The organism is Pseudoxanthomonas sp. SL93 (genome assembly GCF_026625825.1).
Lineage (GTDB): Bacteria > Pseudomonadota > Gammaproteobacteria > Xanthomonadales > Xanthomonadaceae > Pseudoxanthomonas_A.
Map to the genome: position 1 here is coordinate 2,255,215 of NZ_CP113065.1, position 21,219 is coordinate 2,276,433.

The window sequence follows — 21,219 nt, forward strand, 5'->3', positions numbered from 1 at the left end:
CTGATGAGGGAGATCAATGCCAATCAACACCCCAAAACCCGTGCTCCTCTCACTGACGATGCTACTAGCGACGCATGCAGTTGGGCTTTGGCACATGGTGTTGCTTTCCCATACTCTCGGCGTGCCCTTGTGGATGCCCTACAGCGCACTGGTAATCGTCTATTCGCTGCTCGCCTTTCTTCTGGCCATGATTCTCCTGGGTAAGTACTGGGCACGGGCTGCATACACGACACTCGGCGCGCTTAGCCTTCTGGCCACACTTGGTCGCGCTGGGGACGTTGATGCGCTGGGATGGCTGATGGCAGCATTCAAAGTTGTCGCTCTGGTACTGCTGTTTATTCCCGTGAGCAACTTATGGTTCACGAGCGGGGGGCGTAGAACCTCACTCGAGCCCACCTCGCCTCGCAGCTCCGCATAGTTCAGCCATCAGGTCGACAGGAGCGTTGATGAGGTCGATGTACTGCCTGCTTATGACCCTGTTCATTGCCGTCATGGGGAGCGACTGGCTGCTGGCGCGAAGGATCCGCAAGGCTGTAGCTTTGCAGCGATTGCACAGTCCAGATCTCGAGAATACCCGCTTCGCCGCCAATGAGCTGTCGGACCCGGACCACATTGCCATCCGACGACACCAGCGCATGCATCACGTTCTTGTTGCATTGCTTGTTGCGTGTTCGGGGCGGCACTGCTTCTCAGGGTCGCGGCTTGACAGCTCACTCGTCCCGAAGCTGCTTAAAGGGTAGATTCTGTTCAGTGGCGAAGAGACCACCTTCGCATCAAGGATGTCCGGCATGAGTAGCGACCTGGGATTCTGCGTGATCTATCGCGCACGCGTGCATCCTAACAAGGAAGCCCAGTACATCGCCGCCTGGTCCAGGCTGACGATGCTCATCCGCACCGAACGGGGCGGACTGGGTTCCCGACTCCATCGCGGCAACGACGGGCTCTGGTATGCCTATGCGCAGTGGGAAAGTGCGGAGGCGCGCGCGGCTGCATTCGCGTTGCCCGCTGTCGACCCGGCGGCACAGGCGGACATGGCGGACGCCATTATCGAATACTTCCCCGAGATACTGCTGGATCCGGTAGAGGATCAGTTGATGCCGATCCATACCCGCAGGACACACTGAGCTCCACGTGATGTTCGGCGGCGGAGTCGGTACACCCATCGAACAGGTGTCGTCCGCGCGCCTTGAACGCCCTACTCCTCGAACCGACTCCCCGCATCACGATCACCCGCATATCGCCTCGTGAGCGGAAATGCAGGCAGCCAGGACTCGCGACGGATCGTCCACAGCTCGTAGGTGGGCGTCAGCTGGTCGGGGGCATCCAGGGATCCGAGGTTGAGTTCGAATTCGTCTCCACTGCAGCCGAACACCGACGAGCCGCAGCGGGGACAGAAGAAACGTCCGGCGTAGTCGCGCGTCTCGCCTTCCACCGTCACCGCATCACGCGGGAAAATCGCCGAGGCGTGGAACAGCGCCCCGTGGTGCTTGCGGCAGTCCAGGCAGTGACAGAGTCCGACCCGATACGGGCGCCCCGACGCCACGACCCGCACGTTGCCGCACAGGCAACCACCGGTGAATCGCTCCATGCTGCATCTCCTTCGAATCAGACACGCGAAAGGTATACACCTGACGTGGACGGAATGCGCTGGGTTCCGCGTATTACGCATGCGGATAAGCAGTTCCGGCGGACATCCCTCCACGCACCGCGTCATGCATAGCGTTGCCCTGCGCAGTACGATGCGCCCACCCCATCCCAACGTGGTACGCCATGTCGAAGTCCGAATTCCTCCTGATCTCCCGCGGCCAATGGGACGAAACCGCCTCGCCGCAGGACGTGCAGGACGCCATTGATCGTTTCTACGCGTGGTACGAGCAGGGCTTGGCCGATGGCGTGCTGAAGCCTGGCAGCCGGCTGGAAACGCGCGGCAAGCGGGTCACGCGCGACGGCATCACCGACGGGCCGTTCGCCGAGGCGAAGGAACTGGTGGGCGGTTACTGGTTCATCGTCGCCGACTCGCTGGATGACGCCGCGCGGATCGCCGCCGGGAACCCCTGCCTGGCGTTCGGCCTGGCGTTGGAAATCCGGCCGCTGGAAGCCGCACGGGCGCGCGCCGATGACGTGACCAACGAAACGCCGCCGGCCTGGCGTTCGAGCGGCGGCTGAGCCACGCCGATGACCGCAGCCCGTGCCCGGCTGGAAGGCGGCTGCCACTGCGGCGCGATCAGCCTCGCTTTTTCCACCTCGCTGATACCGGATACCACCGCGCCGCGTGCCTGCGATTGCGGCTTCTGCCGCGCGCACGGCGCGGCCTGGGTGTCGGAGGCGGCGGCGCAACTGGTCATCCACGCGCATCGGCCGGACCGGCTGCGCCGCTACCGCCAGGGCTCGCAGGCCGCGCAGTTCCTGCTGTGCGGCGACTGCGGCGTGCTGGTGGCGGTGGCGTTCGAAGAGGACGACCGCACCTACGCGGCCGTCAACGTCCGCTGCCTGGACGCGCGTGACGCGTTCGCGCCCGCCGTGGACGCCTCGCCGCAGACGCTGACGCCCGACGAGAAGGTGGAGCGCTGGCGACGCCTGTGGGTTCGCGACGTGAGCATCGCGGGGTGAGACTTGGCCTTGGGCTGGGCGCGCGGCGGTCACGGCGCCACCGCCCTACCGGACGGCCCCTGCCCCGCCCACGTCTACGGTGAGAAACCGCCCCGGACGGGGGCGCCCGCAGGGCATCGAGCCTCGATGGCGAGGCTTTTTTCCTCGACCGCAAGGCATTCCGGGCTGACGCCGAGGAAAATTGCCTCGGCCGCGAGCCTCAAAGGTGAGACGACGAGGCGATCTGCCTCGGCATCGGGGGTTTGTTGTGAGATGACAAGGTGTTTTGCCTTGCGGTCGACCCGTTCCGGTCCGGGCGCGAGGCTTTTTGCCTTGGCGTTGAACCATCGAGGTGCGCGGGCGAGGCTCGAAGGCTTGGCGGCGAGGAAAATTTCCTCGCGGGCGCGTATCCCTTACTCCGCCATCACCGCTTCGATCTCGTCAACGCTGCGCGCCAGCGCGTCGGTCAGCACCACGGGCTCGCCGTCGGTGACCAGCACGTCGTCCTCGGTGCGGATGCCGATGCCGCGCCACTTCGGATCGACGGTCTCGTCGTCGTGGCCGACGTACAGGCCGGGCTCGATGGTGAACACCATGCCCGCTTCCAGCAGCCGCGATTCGCCATCGATGCGGTAGTCGCCCACGTCGTGCACGTCCAGGCCCAGCCAATGGCCGGTCTTGTGCCGGTAGAAGCGGCGATAGGTGCCCTCGGCGAGGTGCTTTTCCAGCTTGCCCTTCAGCAGGCCGAGCCTGAGCAGGCCTTCGGTCAGCGTCTCCACCGCCGCCACGTGGCCGGCTTCGTACGGCACGCCCACGCGGGCGCAGGACAGCGCCGCGCGCTGGGCCTGGCCGACCAGGTCGTGCAGCGCACGCTGGGCGGCGGTGAAGCGGCCGTTGACCGGGAAGGTGCGGGTGATGTCGGCCGCGTAGCCGCGGAATTCGGCGCCGGCGTCCACCAGCACCAGGTCGCCATCGCGCGCCTGCGCGTTGTTGGCGCGGTAGTGCAGCACGCAGGCATTGCGGCCGGCGCCGACGATGCTGCCGTAGGCGGGCCAGGCGTCGTTGGCGCGGAACACGCGCTCCAGTTCCGCCTGCAGTTCGTATTCATGCACGCCCGGCCGCGCCGCGCGGAACGCCGCCAGGTGCGCCTGCACGCTGATGTCGGCGGCACGCCGCATCAGCTTCAGTTCGTCCTTCGACTTGAACAGGCGCAGCTCGTGCAGCAGGTGGCCGAGTTCGAGGAATTCGTGCGGCGGTTGTGCGCCCTGCCGTACCTGCGCGCGCACATGGCGCACCCAGCCGATCAGCTTGAGGTCGAAGTCGGCATCGCGGCCGAAGTGGTAGTAGACGCGCGAACGCCCTTCCAGCAGGCCGGGCAGGATCTCGTCCAGGTCGTCGATGGGGTAGGCATCGTCCGTGCCGTAGTCGTTGACGGCGCCTTCCTGGCCGGCGCGCGGGCCGTCCCAGCCTTCGCGTTCGAGGTCGCGCTCGCGGCAGAACAGCAGGGTTTCGCCATGCTTGCGGCCGGGCACCAGCACCAGCACCGCGTCCGGCTCGGGAAAGCCGCTGAGGTACCAGAAGTCGGAATCCTGCCGGTACGGGTAGTGCGTGTCGTGGCTGCGGATGCGCTCGGGCGCGGCCGGCAGCACCAGGATGGCGTCGTCGCCGGCCATCCGCATCAATTGCTTGCGACGGCGCGCGAACTCCGCCGCGCTGATGCCGGTCGCCGCCTTCATCAGTTCAGGCTCCGGCGATGCCGGGGGCCCATCACGCAGTCACCATGCAGCAGCAGGACCGCGACGCGGACGAATTCTTCCAGTTCGGCCAGGGCGTCCTCGTCTTCCTCGTCCTCGCTGCTTTCCGGCGTGGCCTTGGCCAGCCGCGCGAGGTCCTGCAGGGCCTCCTGGCCCTCTTCCGACAGCGGCGCATTGGCGCCGGCGGCCAGCCCGAAGCCGCCGAGGAATCCCCGGCACCAGGCGAACAGCGCTTCGGCACGGTCATCCAGCGAGCTGCTGCTGGCCGGCAGCAGCAGGTCGAAGGCGAAACTGCGATCTTCCAGCTGCGCCACGCTGGCCAGCCGCAGGTCGTCCAGCGGCGTGCCGGGCGCGGGTTCGGGCAACTGGTCGTCGGCCAGCACGCGCGCGGGCCAGGCCGCCACGTTGGCGCCGCCGCCCGCCAGCCAGCCACACAGGGCGCCATGCAGTTCCGGCGTATCCACGGCCAGGCCCAGCTGCCGGGAGGCCTGGGTGACGTCGGCGAAATCGGGGAGTTCGGACATAGAGGAACGCAATCCGTCAGGGGATTCGGACAGGTCTTCAAGTGTAGCAACGAAAAGCGTGGACCCGGCTTGTTGTGCATGCAATCGCATGCCTACACTCCGCCAACGCCTTGGCTCGAGATGGCCAAACACCCCATGCCCCACCCGCTCGTCGCTGCACTCCTGGCAACGGCATCACCGCTGTCGTCCCGCCCGGCGCTCATGCTGCTGGCCGGTGTCGTGCTGCTGGTGGTGATCGTCATTGCCACGCGCCACGGCTGGCGCGCCTGGCTGGATGCGCAGCGTCCGCCGGTGGAGCCGCCGCGCAGCGAAGTACTGCGCAGCCGCGACGAACGGCTCAAGCTGGCGCTGTGGGCCTCGGGCGAGCAGTTCTGGGACTACGACCTGGTGCAGCGCAAGCTGCACCGGATGCGCGCGGACGAGAATGCCGTGCAGACCGCCGACATCACCGTGCTGACGCGGCTGGGCGAAGTGCCGACCATCCACGGGGAAGACCTTCCGCTGGTGATGGAACGGCTGCGCCTGCACCTGCAGGGCAAGACGCCACTGTTCATGTCCGAACACCGCATGGACGTGCAGGGCAATGGCACCTGGGTGTGGGTGCGCGCGCGCGGACGCGTGGTGGAACGCGATGGCGAAGGGCGGCCGGTGCGCATCGCCGGTACCGCGCGCGACATCACCGCCAGCCGCCATGCCGAGTACGAGCACCGTATCGCCGGCGAAGTGATGCGCAGCATGAACGAGGCCGTCGCGGTGCTGGACTGGGGCCACCAGTTCGTCACCATCAACCCCGCCTTCACCCGCATCACCGGCTACGCGGAAGAAGAGGTCATCGGCCATGCCATGACCATGCTGGACAGCGACCAGCACGAGGAAGCCTTCTTCGAGCGCATGAACCGCGAACTTCGGCAGACCGGCCGCTGGTCGGGCGAGGTGTGGAAGGTGCGCAAGGATGGCGAGGAGATCCTCTGCCGCATCGAGACCAACGTGGTCCCGGATGCCAGCGGTGAGCGGCCCCTGTACGTGCAGGTGCTCACCGACATCACCGAACAGAAGCGCGCCGAACAGGAACTGCGCTACCTGGCCAACTACGACACGCTGACCAGCCTGCCGAACCGGTCGCTGCTGTCGGAGCGCCTGTCGCGCGCCATCGTGCGGGCGCGCCGCGAGCACGGGCACGTGGCGGTGCTGTTCATCGACCTGGACCGCTTCAAGGACATCAATGATTCCCTCGGCCACGCCACCGGCGACCGCATCCTCCGTGCCGCGGCCGCGCGCGTGCAGCAGACCGTGGGCACGCAGCACACGGTGGCGCGCCTGAGCGGCGACGAGTTCACCGTGGTACTGGAAGACATCGGCGGCATGGCCGATGCCGAAGAAGTGGCCCAGCGCATCATCCACGCTTTCCGTGCGCCGCTGAACTTCGGCGAGCGGCTGGAGCTGGCGGTGTCGCCTTCGATCGGCATCAGCCTGTATCCGGAACATGCGCAGGTGCCCACCGAACTGCTGAAGCACGCCGACACGGCCATGTACCAGGCCAAGGCGATCGGCCGGCACACCTACCAGGTGTATTCGGAGTCGATGGACGAGAAGAACCGCCACCGCGCCATCCTGGCCAGCGCGCTGCGGCGCGCCATCGATCGCAACGAGCTGTCGCTGGTGTTCCAGCCGCGCCTGTCGATCTCGCGCCAGCGGGTGACGGGCGTCGAAGCCCTGCTGCGCTGGGACAGCAAGGAATTCGGCATGGTGTCGCCTGCGCAGTTCATCCCGTTGGCCGAGGAGTCCGGGATGATCCTGGAACTGGGCGCGTGGGCACTGCGCGAAGCCTGCCTGACCCTTCGCGAATGGCACGAGGACGGACTGGAGGAACTTTGCGTGGCGGTCAACGTGTCCGCCACCCAGTTGCAACGCGGCGACCTGCAGACGGTGGTCGCGCGGACGCTGGAGGAGACCCGCATCCCCGCCAACCGGCTGGAGCTGGAGCTCACCGAGAGCGTGATCATGGCCAACCCGGAACAGAACGCCGACACCCTGCGCGCCTGCCGCCGCCTGGGCATCTCGCTGGCCATCGACGACTTCGGCACCGGCTACTCGTCGCTGGCGTACCTGAAGCGCCTGCCGTTGACCACGCTGAAGATCGATCGCGAATTCATCAGCGACCTGACCCACGACACCGACGACGAGGCCATCACCAGCACCATCATCACCATGGGCCAGTCGCTGGCGCTGAAGGTGGTGGCGGAGGGCGTGGAGACGTACGACCAGTACGAGTTCCTGCGCAACCACGGCTGCGACGAGGTGCAGGGCCACTGGGTCTCGCAGGCGCTCAGCGCCGACCAGTGCCTGCGGTTCATCCGAGAGTATTACCCTGGCTCGGGCATCCGCGTGGCTTCCTGAATTCCCTTGCGGGAGCGACGTCAGTCGCGGCCACGGGCCCGGTAGCGCGACTGACGTCGCTCCCACACCCCCAATCGCTTGACCGCCCGCCAAGCGCATGCCTATCGTGCCCGCCATGGACAACGCCGAACTCCTCGACCAGCTCCGCAGCCTCAGCGCGCGCATCCAGGACCTGGCGGACCGCTGCCAGCGCCTGGCCGACGAGAACCGCAGCCTGCGCCACCAGCAGGAACAGCTGGTGGGCGAGCGCTCGCAGCTGCTGGCCAAGAACGAGCAGGCGCGTTCGCGGGTGGAAGCCATGATCACCCGCCTGAAATCCCTGGAGCAGCACACGTGAGCAACACCGAACCGGTCAACGTCCACCTGCTGGACCGCGAATACACCGTCGGTGTCGCCCCCGACGAGCGCACCAGCCTGATCGCGGCGGCGAAACTGCTGGACAGCCGCATGCGCGAAGTGCGTGGCAGCAACCGCATGGCCGCGGTCGACCGCGTGGCCGTGCTGGCGGCGCTCAATCTGGCACACGAATTGCAGCAGCTTCGCGACGAGCAGCACGCGCGCGATCGCGAAGTCGCGCGCACGCTGCAGGATCTGCACCGCAAGCTCGACAGTGTGCTCGGCACGCCGTAAAAACCGCGTTTTCCGACTGCGCACTGAACCTGCCGACGAACGGGCTAGGCAATTTTTCCTCAGTCGCTATACTGATCCTGCGTCCTCTGCTGTACTCGACAGTGAGCGCAAACATTCGCCTTGTCCCTTAATTACGACCACGGGATGGTGACGGTTACCGGGAGTGCAAGTCTGCCTCGCAGCGGAAAGCCCGATGGTTGCCCAACCTTCCCACTTGAACCCCGGGTTCAAGGTCGTTTCGCGAACATCGTGCATGGCGGAGGACGTATTTTTTCCGCGGCAGCGGCATCAGCCGTGGCCCAGCCGGTCCTGTTGCACCCACCCTTGGGCGGGATGACTTCGAAAGGAAGCCGACGCACGGGGGACCCAGCGCACCGGGCCACGACTGGCGCCGCTTCCGCGTCCTCACGCCGGCAATGACCGGCCGCATGCCTTAAAATTCACGGCATGCCCCTTCTCCCTGCTTCTCCCCGATGACGGTCCAGCGCGACGCCCTGCGCCGTGAACTCCGCGTGCGCCGCCGTGCCATTCCTGCCGCCGAACGCATCGCGGCGGCCGATGCGCTGGCTGCGCAGGTGTTCGCGCTGCCGTTCTTCCCCACGTCCGGCTATGTGGCCGGTTACTGGGCGATGGATGGCGAGATCGGCCTGCACAGCTGGCAGCTGCGGTTGCCGCAGGGGCTCGTCTATTGCCTGCCGGTGCTGGCCGACGACAACACGCTGCGCTTCGCGCCCTGGCGCGCCGGCGATGGCCTGGTGACCAACCGCTACGGCATTCCCGAGCCCGACGTGGATCCGCGCAGTGGTCTTGCCGCGGATGCGCTGTCGCTGATCGTCGTGCCGCTGGTGGGGTTCGACGCGCAGGGTCACCGGCTGGGCATGGGCGGCGGCTGGTACGACCGCACGCTGGCCTTCCGCCAGCACCGGTCGGCGCCGCCCCATCTGGTGGGCGTGGGCTTCGAAGCGCAGCGCGTGGACGATGTCGGCGCGCAGGCCTGGGACGTGCCGCTGGATGCCGTCTGCACCGAGCACGCCACCCGCATCCCCTTGCCCTCCCTGCTGGAAACCCGCGAATGACCGCCCGCAAGCGCTACTGGCTGATGAAGTCCGAACCGGACGCGTTCTCCATCGACGACCTGAAGAAGGTCAACGTGGAACCCTGGAACGGCGTGCGCAACTACCAGGCACGCAACTTCATGCGCAGCATGCAGGTCGGCGACGGCGTGCTGTTCTATCACTCCAACTGCACGGTGCCCGGCATCGTCGGCACGGCGACCGTGGCCAGTGCCGCGTACCCGGACGACACCCAGTTCAATCCCAAGTCGGATTACTACGACCCCAAGAGCACCCGCGAGGAACCGCGCTGGTCGCTGGTGGACGTGAAGTTCGACCGCAAGCTCACGCGCACGATCGCGCTGGACGAGATCAAGCAGCATGCCGACGCCCTGGGCGAAGGCTTTGCGCTGACCCAGCGCGGCAACCGCCTCTCGGTGCTGCCGGTGACGGCGGCGCAGTGGAAACTCCTTCTCTCCCTGGAATAAGCACGTGTCGCAGAACGAAGCCAAGCGCCTGGCCGCGGAAAAAGCCATCGACTACATCGAGGACGGCATGATCGTCGGCGTCGGCACGGGGTCCACCGTGGCGTACTTCATCGATGCGCTGGCGACCATCAGGCACCGCATCAAGGCTACGGTCTCCAGCTCCGACCAGAGCACCGCGCGCTTGAAGCAGCACGGCATCGAGGTGATGGACCTCAACCACGCGGGCACGCTGTCGCTGTACGTGGACGGCGCCGATGAGTGCGATCCGCGCAAATGCCTGATCAAGGGCGGCGGCGCGGCGCTGACGCGCGAGAAGATCATCGCCGAGGCCAGCAGGCAGTTCATCTGCATCGTCGACCCCGCCAAGCAGGTGCCGGTGCTGGGCAGGTTCCCGCTGCCGGTGGAAGTGATCCCGATGGCGCGCAGCCTGGTGGCGCGCGAGATCCTGGCGATGACCGGCGGCCAGCCCGTGTGGCGCGATGGCGTGACCACCGACAACGGCAACGTCATCCTCGACATCCACAACCTGTCGATCACCGACCCGGTGGCGATGGAGCGCGAGTTGAACCAGATTTCCGGCGTGGTGTGCGTGGGCCTGTTCGCCCGCCGTCCCGCGGACGTGGTGATCATCGGCGGCGATCCGCCGACGGTGCTGTAACGGCCCTGTGCGTCCGGGGGCTCAGCCCTCGGACAGGGCCTTCACCAGTTCGGCCACCAGCTCGCGCCGCTTCGGTGGCAGGGCCAGGAAGGTTTCGATGACGTGGCGTTCGCGGCTGCCCGTGCCTGCAGGCCAGGGCGTCCGCGGTTCGGCCACGCGCGAGCGGTGTGGCAGGCCGAAACGCAGGGCGTGGGGTTCGATGCCGAACAGGTCGGCCAGCACCTGCAGCTTGTCCTGCGCGGGAATGCCGCGCCCACCCAGCCAGCGCGACGTGGTCTGGAAGCTCACCGAGCGGCCGCGGTATTTCGCATTGAACAGACGGAACAGGACGGCCGGACGCGGCTCATAACCGCTCTGCTGCATGGCCTGCGTCAATCGTTGCGAGAATTTTTCGCGCTCATCGCTCATGCGGGGAAGGTAAGCGCGCGCCATGGTTCTCGATTCACATTATCAGTGAATTGACATGGACGTTTCGGGTTCATATAGTCGAATCACGGAACGCATTGCAGGTGGCGGCGACATCACAGCGCCGCCTTACCGGCAAGCAAGGATGCGAAGGAGACGCCCATGCCGCTGCACCCCGTCACCGAGTCGGACACTGCGGACAGCGGGCCGACCCTTTCCACTCCGCATGCGCTGACCGCCTCGCCGCGGGCGCTGGATCAGGTACTGATCCTTCTGCAGGGCGTGGCGAAGAACAGCCTGGCCGACCCGGGCATCACCCTGTTGCCGCCGGCGCAGTTGGACCTGTTGACGGTGCATGCCCGCCAGCAGGCCGACCAGTGCCAGGAGGGCATCCTGCTGATGCTGGACCTGCTGCAGGACAGGGTCGGCAGTGGATGCCTGCCTGACGTCGCCCTGATGCAGCGGCTGGTCGCGCAGCTGCACGATCTGCTGCACGACCAGCAGCGCTGGCACGCGCTGGCCGATAACGCCGCCTACTACCGCGACCACGCGACCGTTGCCGCGCGCATCGCGGCCTACCTGCATGCGCTGCGCGCGTGAGGTGATCCCGCACACCCGTGCCCCGGGTGTGCCCGCCGCCACGACCTGCCGATACACTAGGCGCCACCCCGTGCGATGGACGCCGACATGCCCGTTTCCCGCCTGACCCTCTTCGCGCTGACCCTGCTGGTGAGCGGCTGTGCCAGCGCCAGCGGGCCGTGGGTGGAAATCGGCGGCGAGCGCTTCACTGTCGAGATCGCCGATGATGACGCCGAGCGTGCACGCGGCCTGATGTTCCGCGACACGCTGGCCGATGGCACCGGCATGCTGTTCATCCACGAAAGCGAGTCGCCGCAGGCGTACTGGATGAAGAACACCCGCATTCCGCTGGACATCCTGTACTTCGACGACGACCGCAAACTGGTGTCGCAGCAACGCGGCGTGCCGCCCTGCTCGGCCGGCAACAACTGCCCTTCCTACCCCAGTGACCAGCCGGCCCGCTACGTGCTGGAACTGAATGCCGGCGAAGCCGCCCGGCTCAAGCTGGAAGATGGCGCCGAACTGACCTTCGGCAAGGGCATTCCACCCGTCCGCTGACGCTTGATTGTCGCGGCGATTGGCCGCACTCTGGGGCCATGGGGGATCGACTGACATTGCCGGATTGGAATGCGTTGGCCGTCCTGGCCGACGATACCGTGCCGCTGCTGGAAACCTCGCTGCTGATCGCCCGCGACGAGTATCCCCGGCTCGACCCCGACCTGTACGACACGCTGGCGCAGAGCTATGCCGAACACCTGCGCCACGAGATCGACAGCATCGACGCATGGCCGTTGAAGATGGCGGCGATCAATCGCCATCTTTTCGAAGAGCTGGGCTATACCGGCAACCACGACGAGTACTACGACCCGCGCAACAGCTACATGAACCAGGTGTTCGAGCGCCGCCTGGGCAACCCCGTCTCGCTGGCGATGGTGCAGATGGAAGTCGCCCGCCGGCTGGGGGTGCCGCTGGATGGCGTTTCCTTCCCCGGCCACTTCCTGGTGCGCCTGCCGGTGGACGATGGGCTGCTGGTGATGGATCCGTTCAATGGCGGTCGTCCGCTGGGCGTTGACGAGCTGCGCGAACGCGCCAAGCCGCACCTGGGCGGCGACATCCCCGACGACAACGCACTGCTGCACATCCTCAACCCCGCCTCGAACCGGGCCATCCTGGTGCGCACGCTGCGCAACCTGCACGGCGTGTATGCCGAGCGCGAGGAATGGGACCGCGCCGCGCGCAGCGCCGACCGCGTGCTGAAACTGTCGCCCGACCAGCCCGATGCCCTGCGCGACCGCGGCCTGTCCTACCTGAAGATGGATTACCAGGCCGGCGCGCGCCAGGACCTGGCCCGCTATCTGCATCTCGCCCCGGATGCCGCCGACGCGGCCAGCGTGCGCGAGCAGCTGGTGGACATCAGCGCGTCCCGCGCTCCGCGGATGCATTGATGCGTGGCTGAGAGTGTGGGAGCGACGTGAGTCGCGACTGCCATGCCTCCCGCATGAAGCACTCACCAGCGTGCAGTCGATCTTCCGCAGGGGGACTGACGAACCGGTTTGACGGCAACCCGTCGCGACTCACGTCGCTCCCACCAGGGCAGGTGACCCGGGCGCGTCAGTCCAGCACCACCATCTCGAAATCGTCCTTGCCCACGCCGCAGTCGGGGCAGGTCCAGCTGTCGGGGATGTCGTCCCAGCGCGTGCCCGGGGCGATGCCTTCCTCCGGCAACCCGGCCGCTTCGTCATAGATGAACCCGCAGACCACGCACATCCAGGTGCGGAAGATGGTGGCAGTGGCGTCGGTCATCGGATAATGCACGTTCGAGGGGGCATGCATTGTCCCATCCCCGCCCCCGCACCGGAAGCTTGCCGATGAATCCCGTCCCGCCGCTGATCGGCGCCCCGCGCGGCCTGTATCTGATCACGCCCGACGAACCCGATACCGACCGCCTGCTGGCGCGGGTGCGGCCGCTGCTGGCCACCGGCGTGACCTGGCTGCAGTACCGGCAGAAGACCGCGGACGATGCCCTGCGCCACGCGCAGGCCGCTGCCCTGCAGGCGGCGTGCACGGGCGCCGGCGTCCCGCTGATCATCAACGACGACGTGGCGCTGGCGCGCGCGGTCGGTGCGGCAGGCGTGCACCTGGGCGAAGACGATGGCGATATCGCCGCCGCCCGCGCGGCGCTGGGCCCGCAGGCCATCGTCGGGGCCTCCTGCTACGACGAACTGGCGCGCGCGCAGCAGGCGGTGGCCAGCGGCGCCAGCTATGTGGCATTCGGTGCCTTCTTCCCGACCCAAAGCAAGCAGACCACCCGTCGCGCCACGCCGGGCCTGCTCGCGCAGGCCGCATCGCTGGGGGTGCCGCGGGTGGCGATAGGCGGCATAACCCCGGACAATATGGGTCCGCTGGTCGCGGCCGGTGCGGACCTGATCGCCGTCATTGGCGGTGTGTTCGAGGCCGCCGATCCCGTCGCCGCCGCACAGTCTTACCGAAAAGGCTTTGGCGGCACCTGATGCTCTTGTGGGAGCGACGCAAGTCGCGATGAGGCATCAAGGCCCTTCCATCGCGACTTGCGTCGCTCCCACAAGACGACCCCCAACTTCCCGGAATCCCCATGAACCACGACCAGTCCCACGCTCTGTTCACCCGCGCCCAGGAACTTCTCCCCGGCGGCGTCAATTCGCCGGTGCGCGCGTTCAAGTCGGTGGGCGGCGAACCGTTCTTCGTGCAGCGCGCCGATGGCGCCTGGCTGCATGACGTGGATGGCAACCGCTACATCGACTACGTGGGCTCGTGGGGTCCGATGATCGTCGGCCACAACCATCCGACCGTACGTGACGCGGTGCAGGCGGCGATCCAGAACGGCCTGTCGTTCGGCGCGCCCTGCCCGGCCGAAGTGACGATGGCCGAAACGATCACGCGGCTGGTGCCTTCGTGCGAGATGGTGCGCATGGTCAATTCCGGCACCGAAGCCACGCTGTCGGCGATCCGCCTGGCGCGCGGCGCGACCGGGCGCAACCGCATCGTCAAGTTCGAAGGCTGCTACCACGGCCACGGCGATTCGTTCCTGGTGAAGGCCGGCAGCGGCATGCTGACGCTGGGCGTGCCGACCTCGCCCGGCGTGCCAGCCGGCCTGAGCGAGCTCACGCTGACACTGAGCTACAACGATTTCGACGGCGCCACCGCGATGTTCGAGCAGTACGGCGGCGAGATCGCCTGCCTGATCATCGAACCCGTGGTCGGCAACGCCAACTGCCTGCCGCCGCGCGAAGGCTACCTGCAGCACCTGCGCGCCCTGTGCACGCAGCACGGCGCGCTGCTGATCTTCGACGAAGTGATGACCGGCTTCCGCGTAGCGCTGGGCGGCGCGCAGGCGCACTACGGCATCACGCCCGACCTGACCACCTTCGGCAAGATCATCGGCGGCGGCATGCCGGTGGGTGCCTACGGTGGCCGCCGCGACCTGATGCGGCAGATCGCGCCCGCTGGCCCGATCTACCAGGCCGGCACGCTGAGCGGCAACCCGGTGGCCATGGCCGCCGGGCTGGCGATGCTGGAGCTCATCCAGGCCCCAGGTTTCCACGATGGCCTCGCTGCGGCGACCGCGACGCTGTGCGAAGGCATGGAAGCCGCCGCACGCGAGGCCAGCGTTCCGTTGACCACGACCCGCGTGGGCGCGATGTTCGGCCTGTTCTTCACCGACCAGCAGGTCGACACCTATGCACAGGCGGTCGCCTGCGACACGGCGGCATTCAATCGCTTCTTCCACGCGATGCTGGAGCGCGGCGTCTACCTGGCACCGTCGGCATTCGAGGCCGGATTCATGTCCAGCGCGCATACGCCCGAGGTCATCGAAGCGACGATCGCCGCCGCCCGCGAGGCCTTCAAGGTGGTCGCGGCTGGATGAAGCCGCGCATCCACCAGGTGCTGTTCGATTTCGACGGCGTCCTGGCCCAGTACCGGCACGAGGTGCGGATCGCACACCTCGCCGCGCATGCAGGTTGCCCGCATGAGCGCGTGCGCGAGGTGCTGTTCGTGTCGGGGCTGGAAACGGAATACGACAGCGGCGCGATCGATACCGCGGCCTATCTTGGCCGGCTGGGCGGCGGACTGGGTGCACCGGTCGACGAAGATACCTGGCTGGCCTCGCGGATGGCCGGCAGCACCGCCATCGACGGCGTGCTGGAGCGTATCGCCGTGCTGCACCCCGATCTCGTCCTTGGCGTGCTGACCAACAACGGCGTGCTGATGACGCACGCGATCCCCCGCATCGTCGCGCCGATGGCGGCCCGCATCGAAGGTCGCGTGCTGACCAGTGGCGGCCTGCGGATGCGCAAGCCGGCGCCGGCGACGTTCGGGCGGGCGCTTGAGGTGCTGGGCTGGGACGCCGGCAGCACGCTGTTCGTCGACGACATGTTCACCAACGTGCAGGGCGCGCGCGACGCCGGCCTGCACGCCGAAACCGTCACCGATGCGCGCAGCTTCGGCAAGGCGCTGAAACGCTACGTGTTCGGCCCGCAGATAGGCTGGTAGGCATCCCGGCCTCCAAACGACGCGGCACCATGGCCAAGCCGCACGCTATCGACTACTGGCGAACTGCACATCAAGCTCGTGGTAGACGAGTTCGATGCCAGCAATTGCCGCCGCATCACGAACTATCGCATTGATACGCCTGGAGCCGCCATGGACGAGGATGCCCCTCGGTTCACCCAGTTCCGGAGACAGCACACTCATCCATCGCATGTAGTTCTGCAACTGCTCGACATTGGGCAATGTCGGTGCCCCTTGCTTGCACTCGACGATGACCACCCGGCCATCGCGATCCATCAGGATGACATCGCTGCGCGTGCCATCGGGAAACCTTCTTTCCCGCACGTGCTCCGACGGGTGCGCGATCATCCCCGGTTCGAGCCGATGAGGATGGATCGACAGGTAGTCGGAAAGCGCCGTTTCATGCCGGAATGATCCGGCGATGGACACCCAGTTGGATGTGTCGCGCATGGCCTGCCTGACGGTATCCAGCCGCTCCTTCGGCAGTTCACGGATCGTCCCCATCAACTGGCCGGAGTTGAACTGGGCGTGCGCCGGGAGGAGCACCACTTTCGAGGGGTCGTCCGGACCAGTCGTCAATTCCCAGCGCACGAGTATTCGGCGTCCATTCTCGCCCTTCGGCAGGTCCTTGCCCGGTGGAACCACGGGATCCCACTCTTCGTCCCTCACCGCCAGCGACACCACGCGCCCGAGCCTTCCCACCCGGTGTCCAGGCAACGTGGCCACCAGCCAGTCGCCCGGCGTCATCCTCTTCAATGCATTCCTCGCGGTACTCCAGCCCTGGTCCCGGCTGGGACCATCGAAGGTCCATCCGTCGTCCGAGCCCACTTCCGTGGGCGGCCGCCAGCCCAGCGCGCAGCATTGTTCGCGGAACCAGTATTGCCACTGGCCCGGATGCTGGCCGATATGGCAATGGACACGCCAGAACCTCGTGGTCACCACTTTGACGACCCCGCGGTTAGGCGGCGAACGCCCGCAACGCTGCCTTGAGCCGCTTCAGGCCTTCGGCGAGTTCTTCGTCGGTGATGTTCAGGGCCGGCACGAAACGCAGCACGTCGGGGCCGGCCTGCAGCAGCAGCAGTCCCTGTGCCGCCGCCAGGTCCAGCACCTCGCCGGCGCGGCCGGCATGCGACGGCTTCAGCACGGCGCCGAGCATCAGTCCGCGGCCGCGCACCTGCGCGAACAGGCCAAGTTCGGCATTGATCTCGTCCAGGCCTTTCCGCAGCGCGGCGGACTGGCGCGCGACGTTGTTGGCGATCGCCGGCGATGCGAGTTTGCGCAGCGCTACCCGCGCGACCGCCGCGGCCAGCGGATTGCCGCCGAAGGTCGTGCCGTGCGCGCCGAACTGCATCACTTCAGCCACTTTCGGGCCGGCCAGCATCGCGCCAACCGGGAAACCGCCACCCAGCGCCTTCGCCAGCGTCACGATGTCCGGCTTCACGCCATCCTGCCAATGCGCGAACAGCGTGCCGGTGCGGCCCATGCCGGCCTGGATCTCGTCCAGCACCAGCAATGCGCCATGGTGGTCGCACAGTTCGCGCACGGCACTGAGGAACCCGGAAGCCGCCGGCATCACGCCACCCTCGCCCTGCACCGGCTCCAGCATCACCGCGGCCACGTCGCCGCAGGACATCGCGATTTCGAGCTGGGTCAGGTCGTTGAAGTCGACGTAACGGAAACCCGCCGGCAGCGGCTCGTAGCCTTCCTGGTACTTGGGCTGCGCGGTGGCGGTGACCGTGGCCAGCGTGCGCCCATGGAAACTGCCACGGAAGGTCACGATGACGCGCTGGTCCGGCGCGCGGCCCTGCGCGGCCGCCCACTTGCGCACCAGCTTGATCGCCGCCTCGTTGGCTTCGGCGCCGGAATTGCACAGGAAAACCCGTTCGGCGAAGCGCGACGCGGTGACCAGTTCCTCGGCCAGGCGCAGCGGCGGCTCGCTGTAGAAAACGTTGCTGGTATGCCAGAGCTTGCCGGCCTGCTCGGTCAGCGCCGCGACCAGGTCCGGGTCGTTGTGGCCCAGCCCGCACACGGCGATGCCGGCCGACAGGTCGACGAACTCGCGGCCCTCGCTGTCCCACACGCGTGCACCCTGCCCGCGCTCCAGCACCAGTTCGCGTGGACGGTATACCGGGAGGTAGTAGCGCTGGCCGTTGGCCAGCAGGTCGACGGTGGGCGTGCTGCTCATGGGCTTGATCCGGAACGACGGTACAGTGGGGTATTGTGGCGCATGTGCGGCGGCAGGACAGCCCGCACCGCGGCAACGACGCTCATGTCCCTCGCGCTGCCGGCCATCACGAGGGGCGACGGGACCCACGATGCGCCTGTTCTCCGATCCACAACTCAATCCAGCGGCGGAACACGGCTGGCGGCGGCGCTGGTTCGACATCATCTACCGCCACGACACCCCGCCCGCGCGCAACTTCGACCTCGTCCTGGTGGTCGCCATCCTGGCCAGCGTGGGCGTGATCATGCTGGACAGCGTGGCGGCCTTCCATGCACGCCACGCCCGCGTGCTGTACGCGCTGGAATGGGGTTTCACCCTGTTGTTCACGCTGGAGTACCTGCTGCGCCTGGCCACCGTCCGGCGACCACTGCGCTACGCGCTGAGCATCTGGGGCGTGATCGACCTGCTGTCGATCCTGCCGACCTATCTTTCGCTGCTGGTGCCCGGCAGCCAGAGCCTGCTGGTGGTACGCATCCTGCGCATCCTGCGGCTGTTCCGCATCCTCAAGCTGACCCGCTACGTGGAAGAAAGCGGGATCCTGCTGGGCGCCCTCTGGCGCAGCCGGCGCAAGATCCTGCTGTTCTTCAGCAGCGTCATGACGCTGGTCGTCATCTTCGGGGCGGTGATGTATGTCGTCGAAGGTCCAGAGAACGGCTTCGCCAGCATCCCCACCAGCATGTACTGGGCCATCGTCACCATGGCGACGGTGGGTTTCGGGGACATCGCGCCGCAGACCCCGCTCGGCCGCGCCATCACCTCGGTACTCATCCTGATCGGCTACAGCATCATCGCCGTACCGACCGGCATCTACACGGCGGAACTGGCCACCAGCCTGCGCGATGCCTCGCACGACCGGGGTCCGCTGGACCGCCGCGGTTGCCCGGAGTGTGGACGGGAGGGCCATGATGCCGATGCCGTGCATTGCCGCGACTGCGGAAAACGGCTGCCCGCCCCCATGAGCTGACAACGGGATCGGCGTTTCAGGCGCCGAAGGCGATCTCGGCCGTGGGCAGCGCGCGGATGGTGGGGCCGAAGCTGCGGATGGCCGGCAGCGTGGCGTTGTGGTGCGAACGGATCTGCGCAGCCGTGGCATGCGGCTTGTCGTGCGTGGTGTGCGCATCGGAGGCCAGCACCACGTGGTAACCGTGCGCGGCGGCGCTGCGGGTGGTGGTGTCCACGCAGAATTCGGTGGCGTAGCCGCACAGCACCACGCCTTCCACGCCACAGAACGACAGCACCTCGTCCAGCCCCGTGCGCAGGAAGGAATCGGGCGTGGCCTTGCGGATGCGGTGGTCGCCTTCCTTCACCGCAAGCGCCGGATGCAGCGCCCAGCCGTCGCTGTCCGGCTCCAGGTCACCCGCGCGCTCATGCTGCACGAAGATCACCGGCACGCCCGCTTCGCGGGCCTTTTCCGACAACTGGTTGATGTGCGCCACCACGGTATCGGCATCCGCCGGCGCGGGCGCAGGCTCGAACAGCTCACGCTGCACATCGATCACGACCAGGGCGAGGTTCATCGGCCACCTGCGGGAATGGGACTGGTCACCAGCTTCCCGTATTCGGCATCGAAAGCCAAGGCTCCTGCGGTGGCAACCGTTCACCTTTCTGCAGAAGTTCGACGGAGATCAGGTCCGGCGTGCGCACGAACGCCATGCGGCCATCGCGCGGCGGGCGGTTGATGGTGATGCCCTGCGATTGCAGATGCGCGCAGATCGCGTAGATGTCGTCGACCTCGAACGCCAGATGGCCGAAGTTGCGTGCGCTGCCGTAGTCCTCGGCGGGCGCGCCGTCTTCCGGCGGCCAGTTGTAGGTCAGTTCGATCTCCGCCTCGGGATTGGCCGGGGCGCCGAAGTAGACCAGGGTGAACCGTCCCTGCGCGTTTTCCATGCGCCGCGTTTCGGTCAGTCCCAGCCCTGCGGTGAAGAACCGGGCGGTTGCGTCCAGGTCGTGGACGCGGAGCATCGCATGCAGATATTTCATGGCAACCTCATGTCGTAACGGAAGCGCGCGGGCGGTGCGCCCACGCATTGGCCAGCAGGCAGGCGATGATCAGTACGCTGTACTCCACGCCGTTGCGGCCCAGGCCCACGACGAACCAGCCCGCAGGCGCGTGCACCAGCCAGATCCCGCAGGCGTAGATGGCACTGAACACCAGCGCGATGGGCATCACCCAGCGCCCCGACGCGAACACGGGCGCCGCCACCAGTTCGAACACGGTGACGAACCACGCGATGCCCAGGCCGAACGGAAACCCGCGCGCATCCAGGAATGCACCGAACGGCGTCACCCCATCGGCCAGCACGCGTGCCACGCCATGGATGAAGAGCAGCACGGCCAGCGCCATGCGGATGAAGGCGAGCGCCTGGCGCGCCGGAACGTCGGATGACCGCATCATCGTGCCTCCTGGGGGCAGTCGAACACAGACAGCAGGGTGACGGGCGAAACCGGAACCGTCCGCTCACGGATCGACGAACAGGTCCGGCAGCAGCGGCTGCGAGGCATCGACTGCGTAAGGCGCGAAGTCGGTGACGCCGGCCTCACGCAGCACGTCTTCGTCGATCAGGAACCGGCCATGGAACCCCACGGCCGGCCGCGACAGCACTGCATGCGCCGCGTCGGCGACGATCTGCGGCGTGCGGCAGCGCGGGATCTCCACGCCGGGGATCATGTTCAACGCATCGGTGGCGATGATGGTGCGCGGCCACAGCGCATTCACCGCGATGCCCTGCGGTCCGAACTCACCGGCCAGCCCCAGCGTGACGAAGCTCATGCCCATCTTCGCCAGCGTGTAGCCGGTATGGGGCGCCCACCATTTGGGATCCAGCGACGGCGGCGGCGCCAGCGTCAGGATGTGCGGATTGGCGGCCTGCTTCAGGTAGGGCAACGCGGCCTGCGCGCAGAGGAAACTGCCGCGCGCATTGACCTGGTTCATCAGGTCGAAGCGCTTCATGGGGGTGTCCAGCGCGCCGGCCAGCCAGATCGCACTGGCGTTGTTGACCAGGATGTCGATACCGCCGAAGGCATCCACCGTCGCCGCCATCGCGGCACGCACGTCGTCCTCTTCGCGGATGTCGCACTTCAGCGCCAGCCCTCGGCCGCCCGCTTCGTTCACCGCCTGCGCGGCGGTGTGGATGGTGCCCGGCAGCTTGGGATTGGGCACCGACGACTTGGCGGCGATAGCCACGTTGGCGCCGTCGCGCGCCGCGCGCAGCGCGATGGCTAGGCCGATGCCGCGCGAGGCGCCGGTGATGAAGAGGGTCTTGCCTGCCAGGTTCATGTCGGCTCCTGCGTTCGTCCAGCGGCCATTGTAGGAGCGCGCCGCGGGAGGCGTGTGGCGCGATTGCAGGCGGGAAGCCCGCGGCCACGGATGT

The 21,219-nt window shown here is 67.2% G+C and carries 28 protein-coding genes and 1 other RNA gene; 18 read left to right on the plus strand and 11 right to left on the minus strand.

Annotated elements, in window-relative coordinates:
• Window positions 1-446: 446 nt before the first annotated feature.
• Window positions 447-740, plus strand: a complete 294-nt coding sequence (locus tag OVA13_RS10670; RefSeq protein WP_267790463.1) for a hypothetical protein — start codon at window positions 447-449, stop codon at window positions 738-740.
• A gap of 48 nt (window positions 741-788) precedes the next feature.
• Window positions 789-1,124: an antibiotic biosynthesis monooxygenase family protein gene (locus tag OVA13_RS10675; protein ID WP_267790464.1), complete on the plus strand. Its 336-nt coding sequence runs from the start codon at window positions 789-791 to the stop codon at window positions 1,122-1,124.
• Window positions 1,125-1,195: 71 nt separating this feature from the next.
• Here OVA13_RS10675 and OVA13_RS10680 read toward each other — a convergent pair whose 3' ends face one another.
• Window positions 1,196-1,588 (minus strand): GFA family protein, encoded by a 393-nt coding sequence (locus OVA13_RS10680; protein ID WP_267790465.1) that lies wholly within the window; start codon window positions 1,586-1,588, stop codon window positions 1,196-1,198.
• Window positions 1,589-1,770: 182 nt separating this feature from the next.
• Here OVA13_RS10680 and OVA13_RS10685 point away from each other — a divergent pair, with 182 nt between their 5' ends.
• Both OVA13_RS10685 and OVA13_RS10690 read left to right on the plus strand, forming a co-directional pair.
• Window positions 1,771-2,166 carry a YciI family protein gene (locus OVA13_RS10685; RefSeq protein WP_267790466.1) on the plus strand — a complete coding sequence of 132 codons (396 nt, stop codon included), beginning with the start codon at window positions 1,771-1,773 and terminating at the stop codon, window positions 2,164-2,166.
• A 9-nt stretch (window positions 2,167-2,175) separates the two neighbouring features.
• Window positions 2,176-2,610, plus strand: a complete 435-nt coding sequence (locus OVA13_RS10690) for a GFA family protein (protein ID WP_267790467.1) — start codon at window positions 2,176-2,178, stop codon at window positions 2,608-2,610.
• A 392-nt stretch (window positions 2,611-3,002) separates the two neighbouring features.
• Here the strand turns inward: OVA13_RS10690 and OVA13_RS10695 are convergent, their stop codons facing one another.
• Together OVA13_RS10695 and OVA13_RS10700 are read right to left on the minus strand one after the other, a co-directional pair.
• Complete coding sequence (locus tag OVA13_RS10695) at window positions 3,003-4,325, minus strand: aminopeptidase P N-terminal domain-containing protein (protein WP_267790468.1); 1,323 nt, start codon at window positions 4,323-4,325, stop codon at window positions 3,003-3,005.
• Window positions 4,325-4,867 (minus strand): UPF0149 family protein, encoded by a 543-nt coding sequence (locus OVA13_RS10700; RefSeq protein ID WP_267790469.1) that lies wholly within the window; start codon window positions 4,865-4,867, stop codon window positions 4,325-4,327. The genes OVA13_RS10695 and OVA13_RS10700 overlap by 1 nt, the downstream gene beginning before the upstream one ends.
• Before the next feature lie 135 nt (window positions 4,868-5,002).
• Here OVA13_RS10700 and OVA13_RS10705 point away from each other — a divergent pair, with 135 nt between their 5' ends.
• The 7 genes from OVA13_RS10705 to rpiA all read left to right on the plus strand — a co-directional run bounded on the left by OVA13_RS10705 (window position 5,003) and on the right by rpiA (window position 10,092).
• Window positions 5,003-7,264 carry a putative bifunctional diguanylate cyclase/phosphodiesterase gene (locus OVA13_RS10705; RefSeq protein WP_267790470.1) on the plus strand — a complete coding sequence of 754 codons (2,262 nt, stop codon included), beginning with the start codon at window positions 5,003-5,005 and terminating at the stop codon, window positions 7,262-7,264.
• A 115-nt stretch (window positions 7,265-7,379) separates the two neighbouring features.
• On the plus strand, window positions 7,380-7,601 hold the full coding sequence (locus OVA13_RS10710; RefSeq protein WP_267793510.1) for a TIGR02449 family protein: 222 nt from the start codon (window positions 7,380-7,382) through the stop codon (window positions 7,599-7,601).
• Window positions 7,598-7,894: a cell division protein ZapA gene (locus OVA13_RS10715; protein ID WP_267790471.1), complete on the plus strand. Its 297-nt coding sequence runs from the start codon at window positions 7,598-7,600 to the stop codon at window positions 7,892-7,894. Before OVA13_RS10710 ends, OVA13_RS10715 begins: the two co-directional genes overlap by 4 nt.
• Before the next feature lie 80 nt (window positions 7,895-7,974).
• Window positions 7,975-8,161, plus strand: a non-coding RNA gene (ssrS, locus tag OVA13_RS10720) — 6S RNA.
• Window positions 8,162-8,367: 206 nt separating this feature from the next.
• Window positions 8,368-8,970, plus strand: coding sequence for a 5-formyltetrahydrofolate cyclo-ligase (locus OVA13_RS10725; RefSeq protein WP_267790472.1), 603 nt, complete (start codon window positions 8,368-8,370; stop codon window positions 8,968-8,970).
• Entirely contained in the window at window positions 8,967-9,434 is a 468-nt protein-coding gene (locus OVA13_RS10730; protein ID WP_267790473.1) for an EVE domain-containing protein, read from the plus strand. The genes OVA13_RS10725 and OVA13_RS10730 overlap by 4 nt, the downstream gene beginning before the upstream one ends.
• A gap of 4 nt (window positions 9,435-9,438) precedes the next feature.
• Window positions 9,439-10,092: a ribose-5-phosphate isomerase RpiA gene (gene rpiA, locus OVA13_RS10735; RefSeq protein ID WP_267790474.1), complete on the plus strand. Its 654-nt coding sequence runs from the start codon at window positions 9,439-9,441 to the stop codon at window positions 10,090-10,092.
• A 21-nt stretch (window positions 10,093-10,113) separates the two neighbouring features.
• Here the strand turns inward: rpiA and OVA13_RS10740 are convergent, their stop codons facing one another.
• Complete coding sequence (locus OVA13_RS10740; protein ID WP_267790475.1) at window positions 10,114-10,500, minus strand: hypothetical protein; 387 nt, start codon at window positions 10,498-10,500, stop codon at window positions 10,114-10,116.
• Between the two features lie 159 nt (window positions 10,501-10,659).
• Between OVA13_RS10740 and OVA13_RS10745 the strand changes: the two genes are divergently transcribed.
• The 3 genes from OVA13_RS10745 to OVA13_RS10755 all read left to right on the plus strand — a co-directional run bounded on the left by OVA13_RS10745 (window position 10,660) and on the right by OVA13_RS10755 (window position 12,521).
• Window positions 10,660-11,097: a hypothetical protein gene (locus OVA13_RS10745; protein ID WP_267790476.1), complete on the plus strand. Its 438-nt coding sequence runs from the start codon at window positions 10,660-10,662 to the stop codon at window positions 11,095-11,097.
• Between the two features lie 87 nt (window positions 11,098-11,184).
• The gene (locus OVA13_RS10750) at window positions 11,185-11,634 is read left to right on the plus strand and encodes a DUF192 domain-containing protein (protein ID WP_267790477.1); all 450 of its coding nucleotides are present in this window, start codon (window positions 11,185-11,187) and stop codon (window positions 11,632-11,634) included.
• 38 nt (window positions 11,635-11,672) lie between these two features.
• A complete protein-coding gene (locus tag OVA13_RS10755) occupies window positions 11,673-12,521 on the plus strand; it encodes a SirB1 family protein (RefSeq protein WP_267790478.1) in 849 nt (282 codons plus the stop codon).
• Between the two features lie 166 nt (window positions 12,522-12,687).
• Here OVA13_RS10755 and OVA13_RS10760 read toward each other — a convergent pair whose 3' ends face one another.
• Window positions 12,688-12,879 carry a rubredoxin gene (locus OVA13_RS10760; protein ID WP_267793511.1) on the minus strand — a complete coding sequence of 64 codons (192 nt, stop codon included), beginning with the start codon at window positions 12,877-12,879 and terminating at the stop codon, window positions 12,688-12,690.
• Between the two features lie 65 nt (window positions 12,880-12,944).
• On the opposite strand from OVA13_RS10760, the gene thiE reads away from it, so the two are divergent.
• From thiE to OVA13_RS10775, 3 genes are all read left to right on the plus strand, one after another.
• The gene (gene thiE / locus OVA13_RS10765; protein WP_267790479.1) at window positions 12,945-13,586 is read left to right on the plus strand and encodes a thiamine phosphate synthase; all 642 of its coding nucleotides are present in this window, start codon (window positions 12,945-12,947) and stop codon (window positions 13,584-13,586) included.
• A 101-nt stretch (window positions 13,587-13,687) separates the two neighbouring features.
• Entirely contained in the window at window positions 13,688-14,980 is a 1,293-nt protein-coding gene (gene hemL, locus OVA13_RS10770; protein WP_267790480.1) for a glutamate-1-semialdehyde 2,1-aminomutase, read from the plus strand.
• Complete coding sequence (locus OVA13_RS10775) at window positions 14,977-15,606, plus strand: HAD-IA family hydrolase (RefSeq protein ID WP_267790481.1); 630 nt, start codon at window positions 14,977-14,979, stop codon at window positions 15,604-15,606. The genes hemL and OVA13_RS10775 overlap by 4 nt, the downstream gene beginning before the upstream one ends.
• A gap of 45 nt (window positions 15,607-15,651) precedes the next feature.
• On the opposite strand, the gene OVA13_RS10780 is transcribed toward OVA13_RS10775, so the two are convergent.
• Window positions 15,652-16,563 (minus strand): PDDEXK family nuclease, encoded by a 912-nt coding sequence (locus OVA13_RS10780; protein WP_267790482.1) that lies wholly within the window; start codon window positions 16,561-16,563, stop codon window positions 15,652-15,654.
• 19 nt (window positions 16,564-16,582) lie between these two features.
• Window positions 16,583-17,809 (minus strand): acetylornithine transaminase, encoded by a 1,227-nt coding sequence (locus OVA13_RS10785; RefSeq protein ID WP_267790483.1) that lies wholly within the window; start codon window positions 17,807-17,809, stop codon window positions 16,583-16,585.
• 130 nt (window positions 17,810-17,939) lie between these two features.
• Here OVA13_RS10785 and OVA13_RS10790 point away from each other — a divergent pair, with 130 nt between their 5' ends.
• Window positions 17,940-18,812 (plus strand): ion transporter, encoded by an 873-nt coding sequence (locus OVA13_RS10790; protein WP_267790484.1) that lies wholly within the window; start codon window positions 17,940-17,942, stop codon window positions 18,810-18,812.
• A 16-nt stretch (window positions 18,813-18,828) separates the two neighbouring features.
• On the opposite strand, the gene OVA13_RS10795 is transcribed toward OVA13_RS10790, so the two are convergent.
• From OVA13_RS10795 to OVA13_RS10810, 4 genes are all read right to left on the minus strand, one after another.
• Window positions 18,829-19,365 (minus strand): cysteine hydrolase family protein, encoded by a 537-nt coding sequence (locus OVA13_RS10795; protein ID WP_267790485.1) that lies wholly within the window; start codon window positions 19,363-19,365, stop codon window positions 18,829-18,831.
• Between the two features lie 25 nt (window positions 19,366-19,390).
• A complete protein-coding gene (locus tag OVA13_RS10800) occupies window positions 19,391-19,828 on the minus strand; it encodes a VOC family protein (protein ID WP_267790486.1) in 438 nt (145 codons plus the stop codon).
• Window positions 19,829-19,835: 7 nt separating this feature from the next.
• Window positions 19,836-20,240, minus strand: coding sequence for a DoxX family protein (locus OVA13_RS10805; protein WP_267790487.1), 405 nt, complete (start codon window positions 20,238-20,240; stop codon window positions 19,836-19,838).
• A gap of 66 nt (window positions 20,241-20,306) precedes the next feature.
• Entirely contained in the window at window positions 20,307-21,125 is an 819-nt protein-coding gene (locus tag OVA13_RS10810) for an SDR family oxidoreductase (RefSeq protein ID WP_267790488.1), read from the minus strand.
• Between the last annotated feature and the right edge of the window lie 94 nt (window positions 21,126-21,219).

Bases quoted from the DNA above. Each gene is read 5' to 3' on its own strand.
- OVA13_RS10705 (WP_267790470.1), top strand. From the start codon at position 5,003: ATGCCCCACCCGCTCGTCGCTGCACTCCTGGCAACGGCATCACCGCTG.
- OVA13_RS10675 (WP_267790464.1), top strand. From the start codon at position 789: ATGAGTAGCGACCTGGGATTCTGCGTGATCTATCGCGCACGCGTGCAT.
- OVA13_RS10775 (WP_267790481.1), top strand. From the start codon at position 14,977: ATGAAGCCGCGCATCCACCAGGTGCTGTTCGATTTCGACGGCGTCCTG.
- OVA13_RS10810 (WP_267790488.1), bottom strand. From the start codon at position 21,125: ATGAACCTGGCAGGCAAGACCCTCTTCATCACCGGCGCCTCGCGCGGC.
- OVA13_RS10670 (WP_267790463.1), top strand. From the start codon at position 447: ATGAGGTCGATGTACTGCCTGCTTATGACCCTGTTCATTGCCGTCATG.
- OVA13_RS10750 (WP_267790477.1), top strand. From the start codon at position 11,185: ATGCCCGTTTCCCGCCTGACCCTCTTCGCGCTGACCCTGCTGGTGAGC.
- OVA13_RS10685 (WP_267790466.1), top strand. From the start codon at position 1,771: ATGTCGAAGTCCGAATTCCTCCTGATCTCCCGCGGCCAATGGGACGAA.
- OVA13_RS10695 (WP_267790468.1), bottom strand. From the start codon at position 4,325: ATGAAGGCGGCGACCGGCATCAGCGCGGCGGAGTTCGCGCGCCGTCGC.
- OVA13_RS10690 (WP_267790467.1), top strand. From the start codon at position 2,176: ATGACCGCAGCCCGTGCCCGGCTGGAAGGCGGCTGCCACTGCGGCGCG.
- OVA13_RS10740 (WP_267790475.1), bottom strand. From the start codon at position 10,500: ATGAGCGATGAGCGCGAAAAATTCTCGCAACGATTGACGCAGGCCATG.
- OVA13_RS10790 (WP_267790484.1), top strand. From the start codon at position 17,940: ATGCGCCTGTTCTCCGATCCACAACTCAATCCAGCGGCGGAACACGGC.
- OVA13_RS10795 (WP_267790485.1), bottom strand. From the start codon at position 19,365: ATGAACCTCGCCCTGGTCGTGATCGATGTGCAGCGTGAGCTGTTCGAG.
- hemL (WP_267790480.1), top strand. From the start codon at position 13,688: ATGAACCACGACCAGTCCCACGCTCTGTTCACCCGCGCCCAGGAACTT.
- thiE (WP_267790479.1), top strand. From the start codon at position 12,945: ATGAATCCCGTCCCGCCGCTGATCGGCGCCCCGCGCGGCCTGTATCTG.
- OVA13_RS10760 (WP_267793511.1), bottom strand. From the start codon at position 12,879: ATGACCGACGCCACTGCCACCATCTTCCGCACCTGGATGTGCGTGGTC.
- OVA13_RS10805 (WP_267790487.1), bottom strand. From the start codon at position 20,240: ATGCGGTCATCCGACGTTCCGGCGCGCCAGGCGCTCGCCTTCATCCGC.
- OVA13_RS10710 (WP_267793510.1), top strand. From the start codon at position 7,380: ATGGACAACGCCGAACTCCTCGACCAGCTCCGCAGCCTCAGCGCGCGC.
- OVA13_RS10800 (WP_267790486.1), bottom strand. From the start codon at position 19,828: ATGAAATATCTGCATGCGATGCTCCGCGTCCACGACCTGGACGCAACC.
- OVA13_RS10700 (WP_267790469.1), bottom strand. From the start codon at position 4,867: ATGTCCGAACTCCCCGATTTCGCCGACGTCACCCAGGCCTCCCGGCAG.
- OVA13_RS10730 (WP_267790473.1), top strand. From the start codon at position 8,967: ATGACCGCCCGCAAGCGCTACTGGCTGATGAAGTCCGAACCGGACGCG.
- OVA13_RS10745 (WP_267790476.1), top strand. From the start codon at position 10,660: ATGCCGCTGCACCCCGTCACCGAGTCGGACACTGCGGACAGCGGGCCG.
- OVA13_RS10680 (WP_267790465.1), bottom strand. From the start codon at position 1,588: ATGGAGCGATTCACCGGTGGTTGCCTGTGCGGCAACGTGCGGGTCGTG.
- OVA13_RS10755 (WP_267790478.1), top strand. From the start codon at position 11,673: ATGGGGGATCGACTGACATTGCCGGATTGGAATGCGTTGGCCGTCCTG.
- OVA13_RS10785 (WP_267790483.1), bottom strand. From the start codon at position 17,809: ATGAGCAGCACGCCCACCGTCGACCTGCTGGCCAACGGCCAGCGCTAC.
- OVA13_RS10725 (WP_267790472.1), top strand. From the start codon at position 8,368: ATGACGGTCCAGCGCGACGCCCTGCGCCGTGAACTCCGCGTGCGCCGC.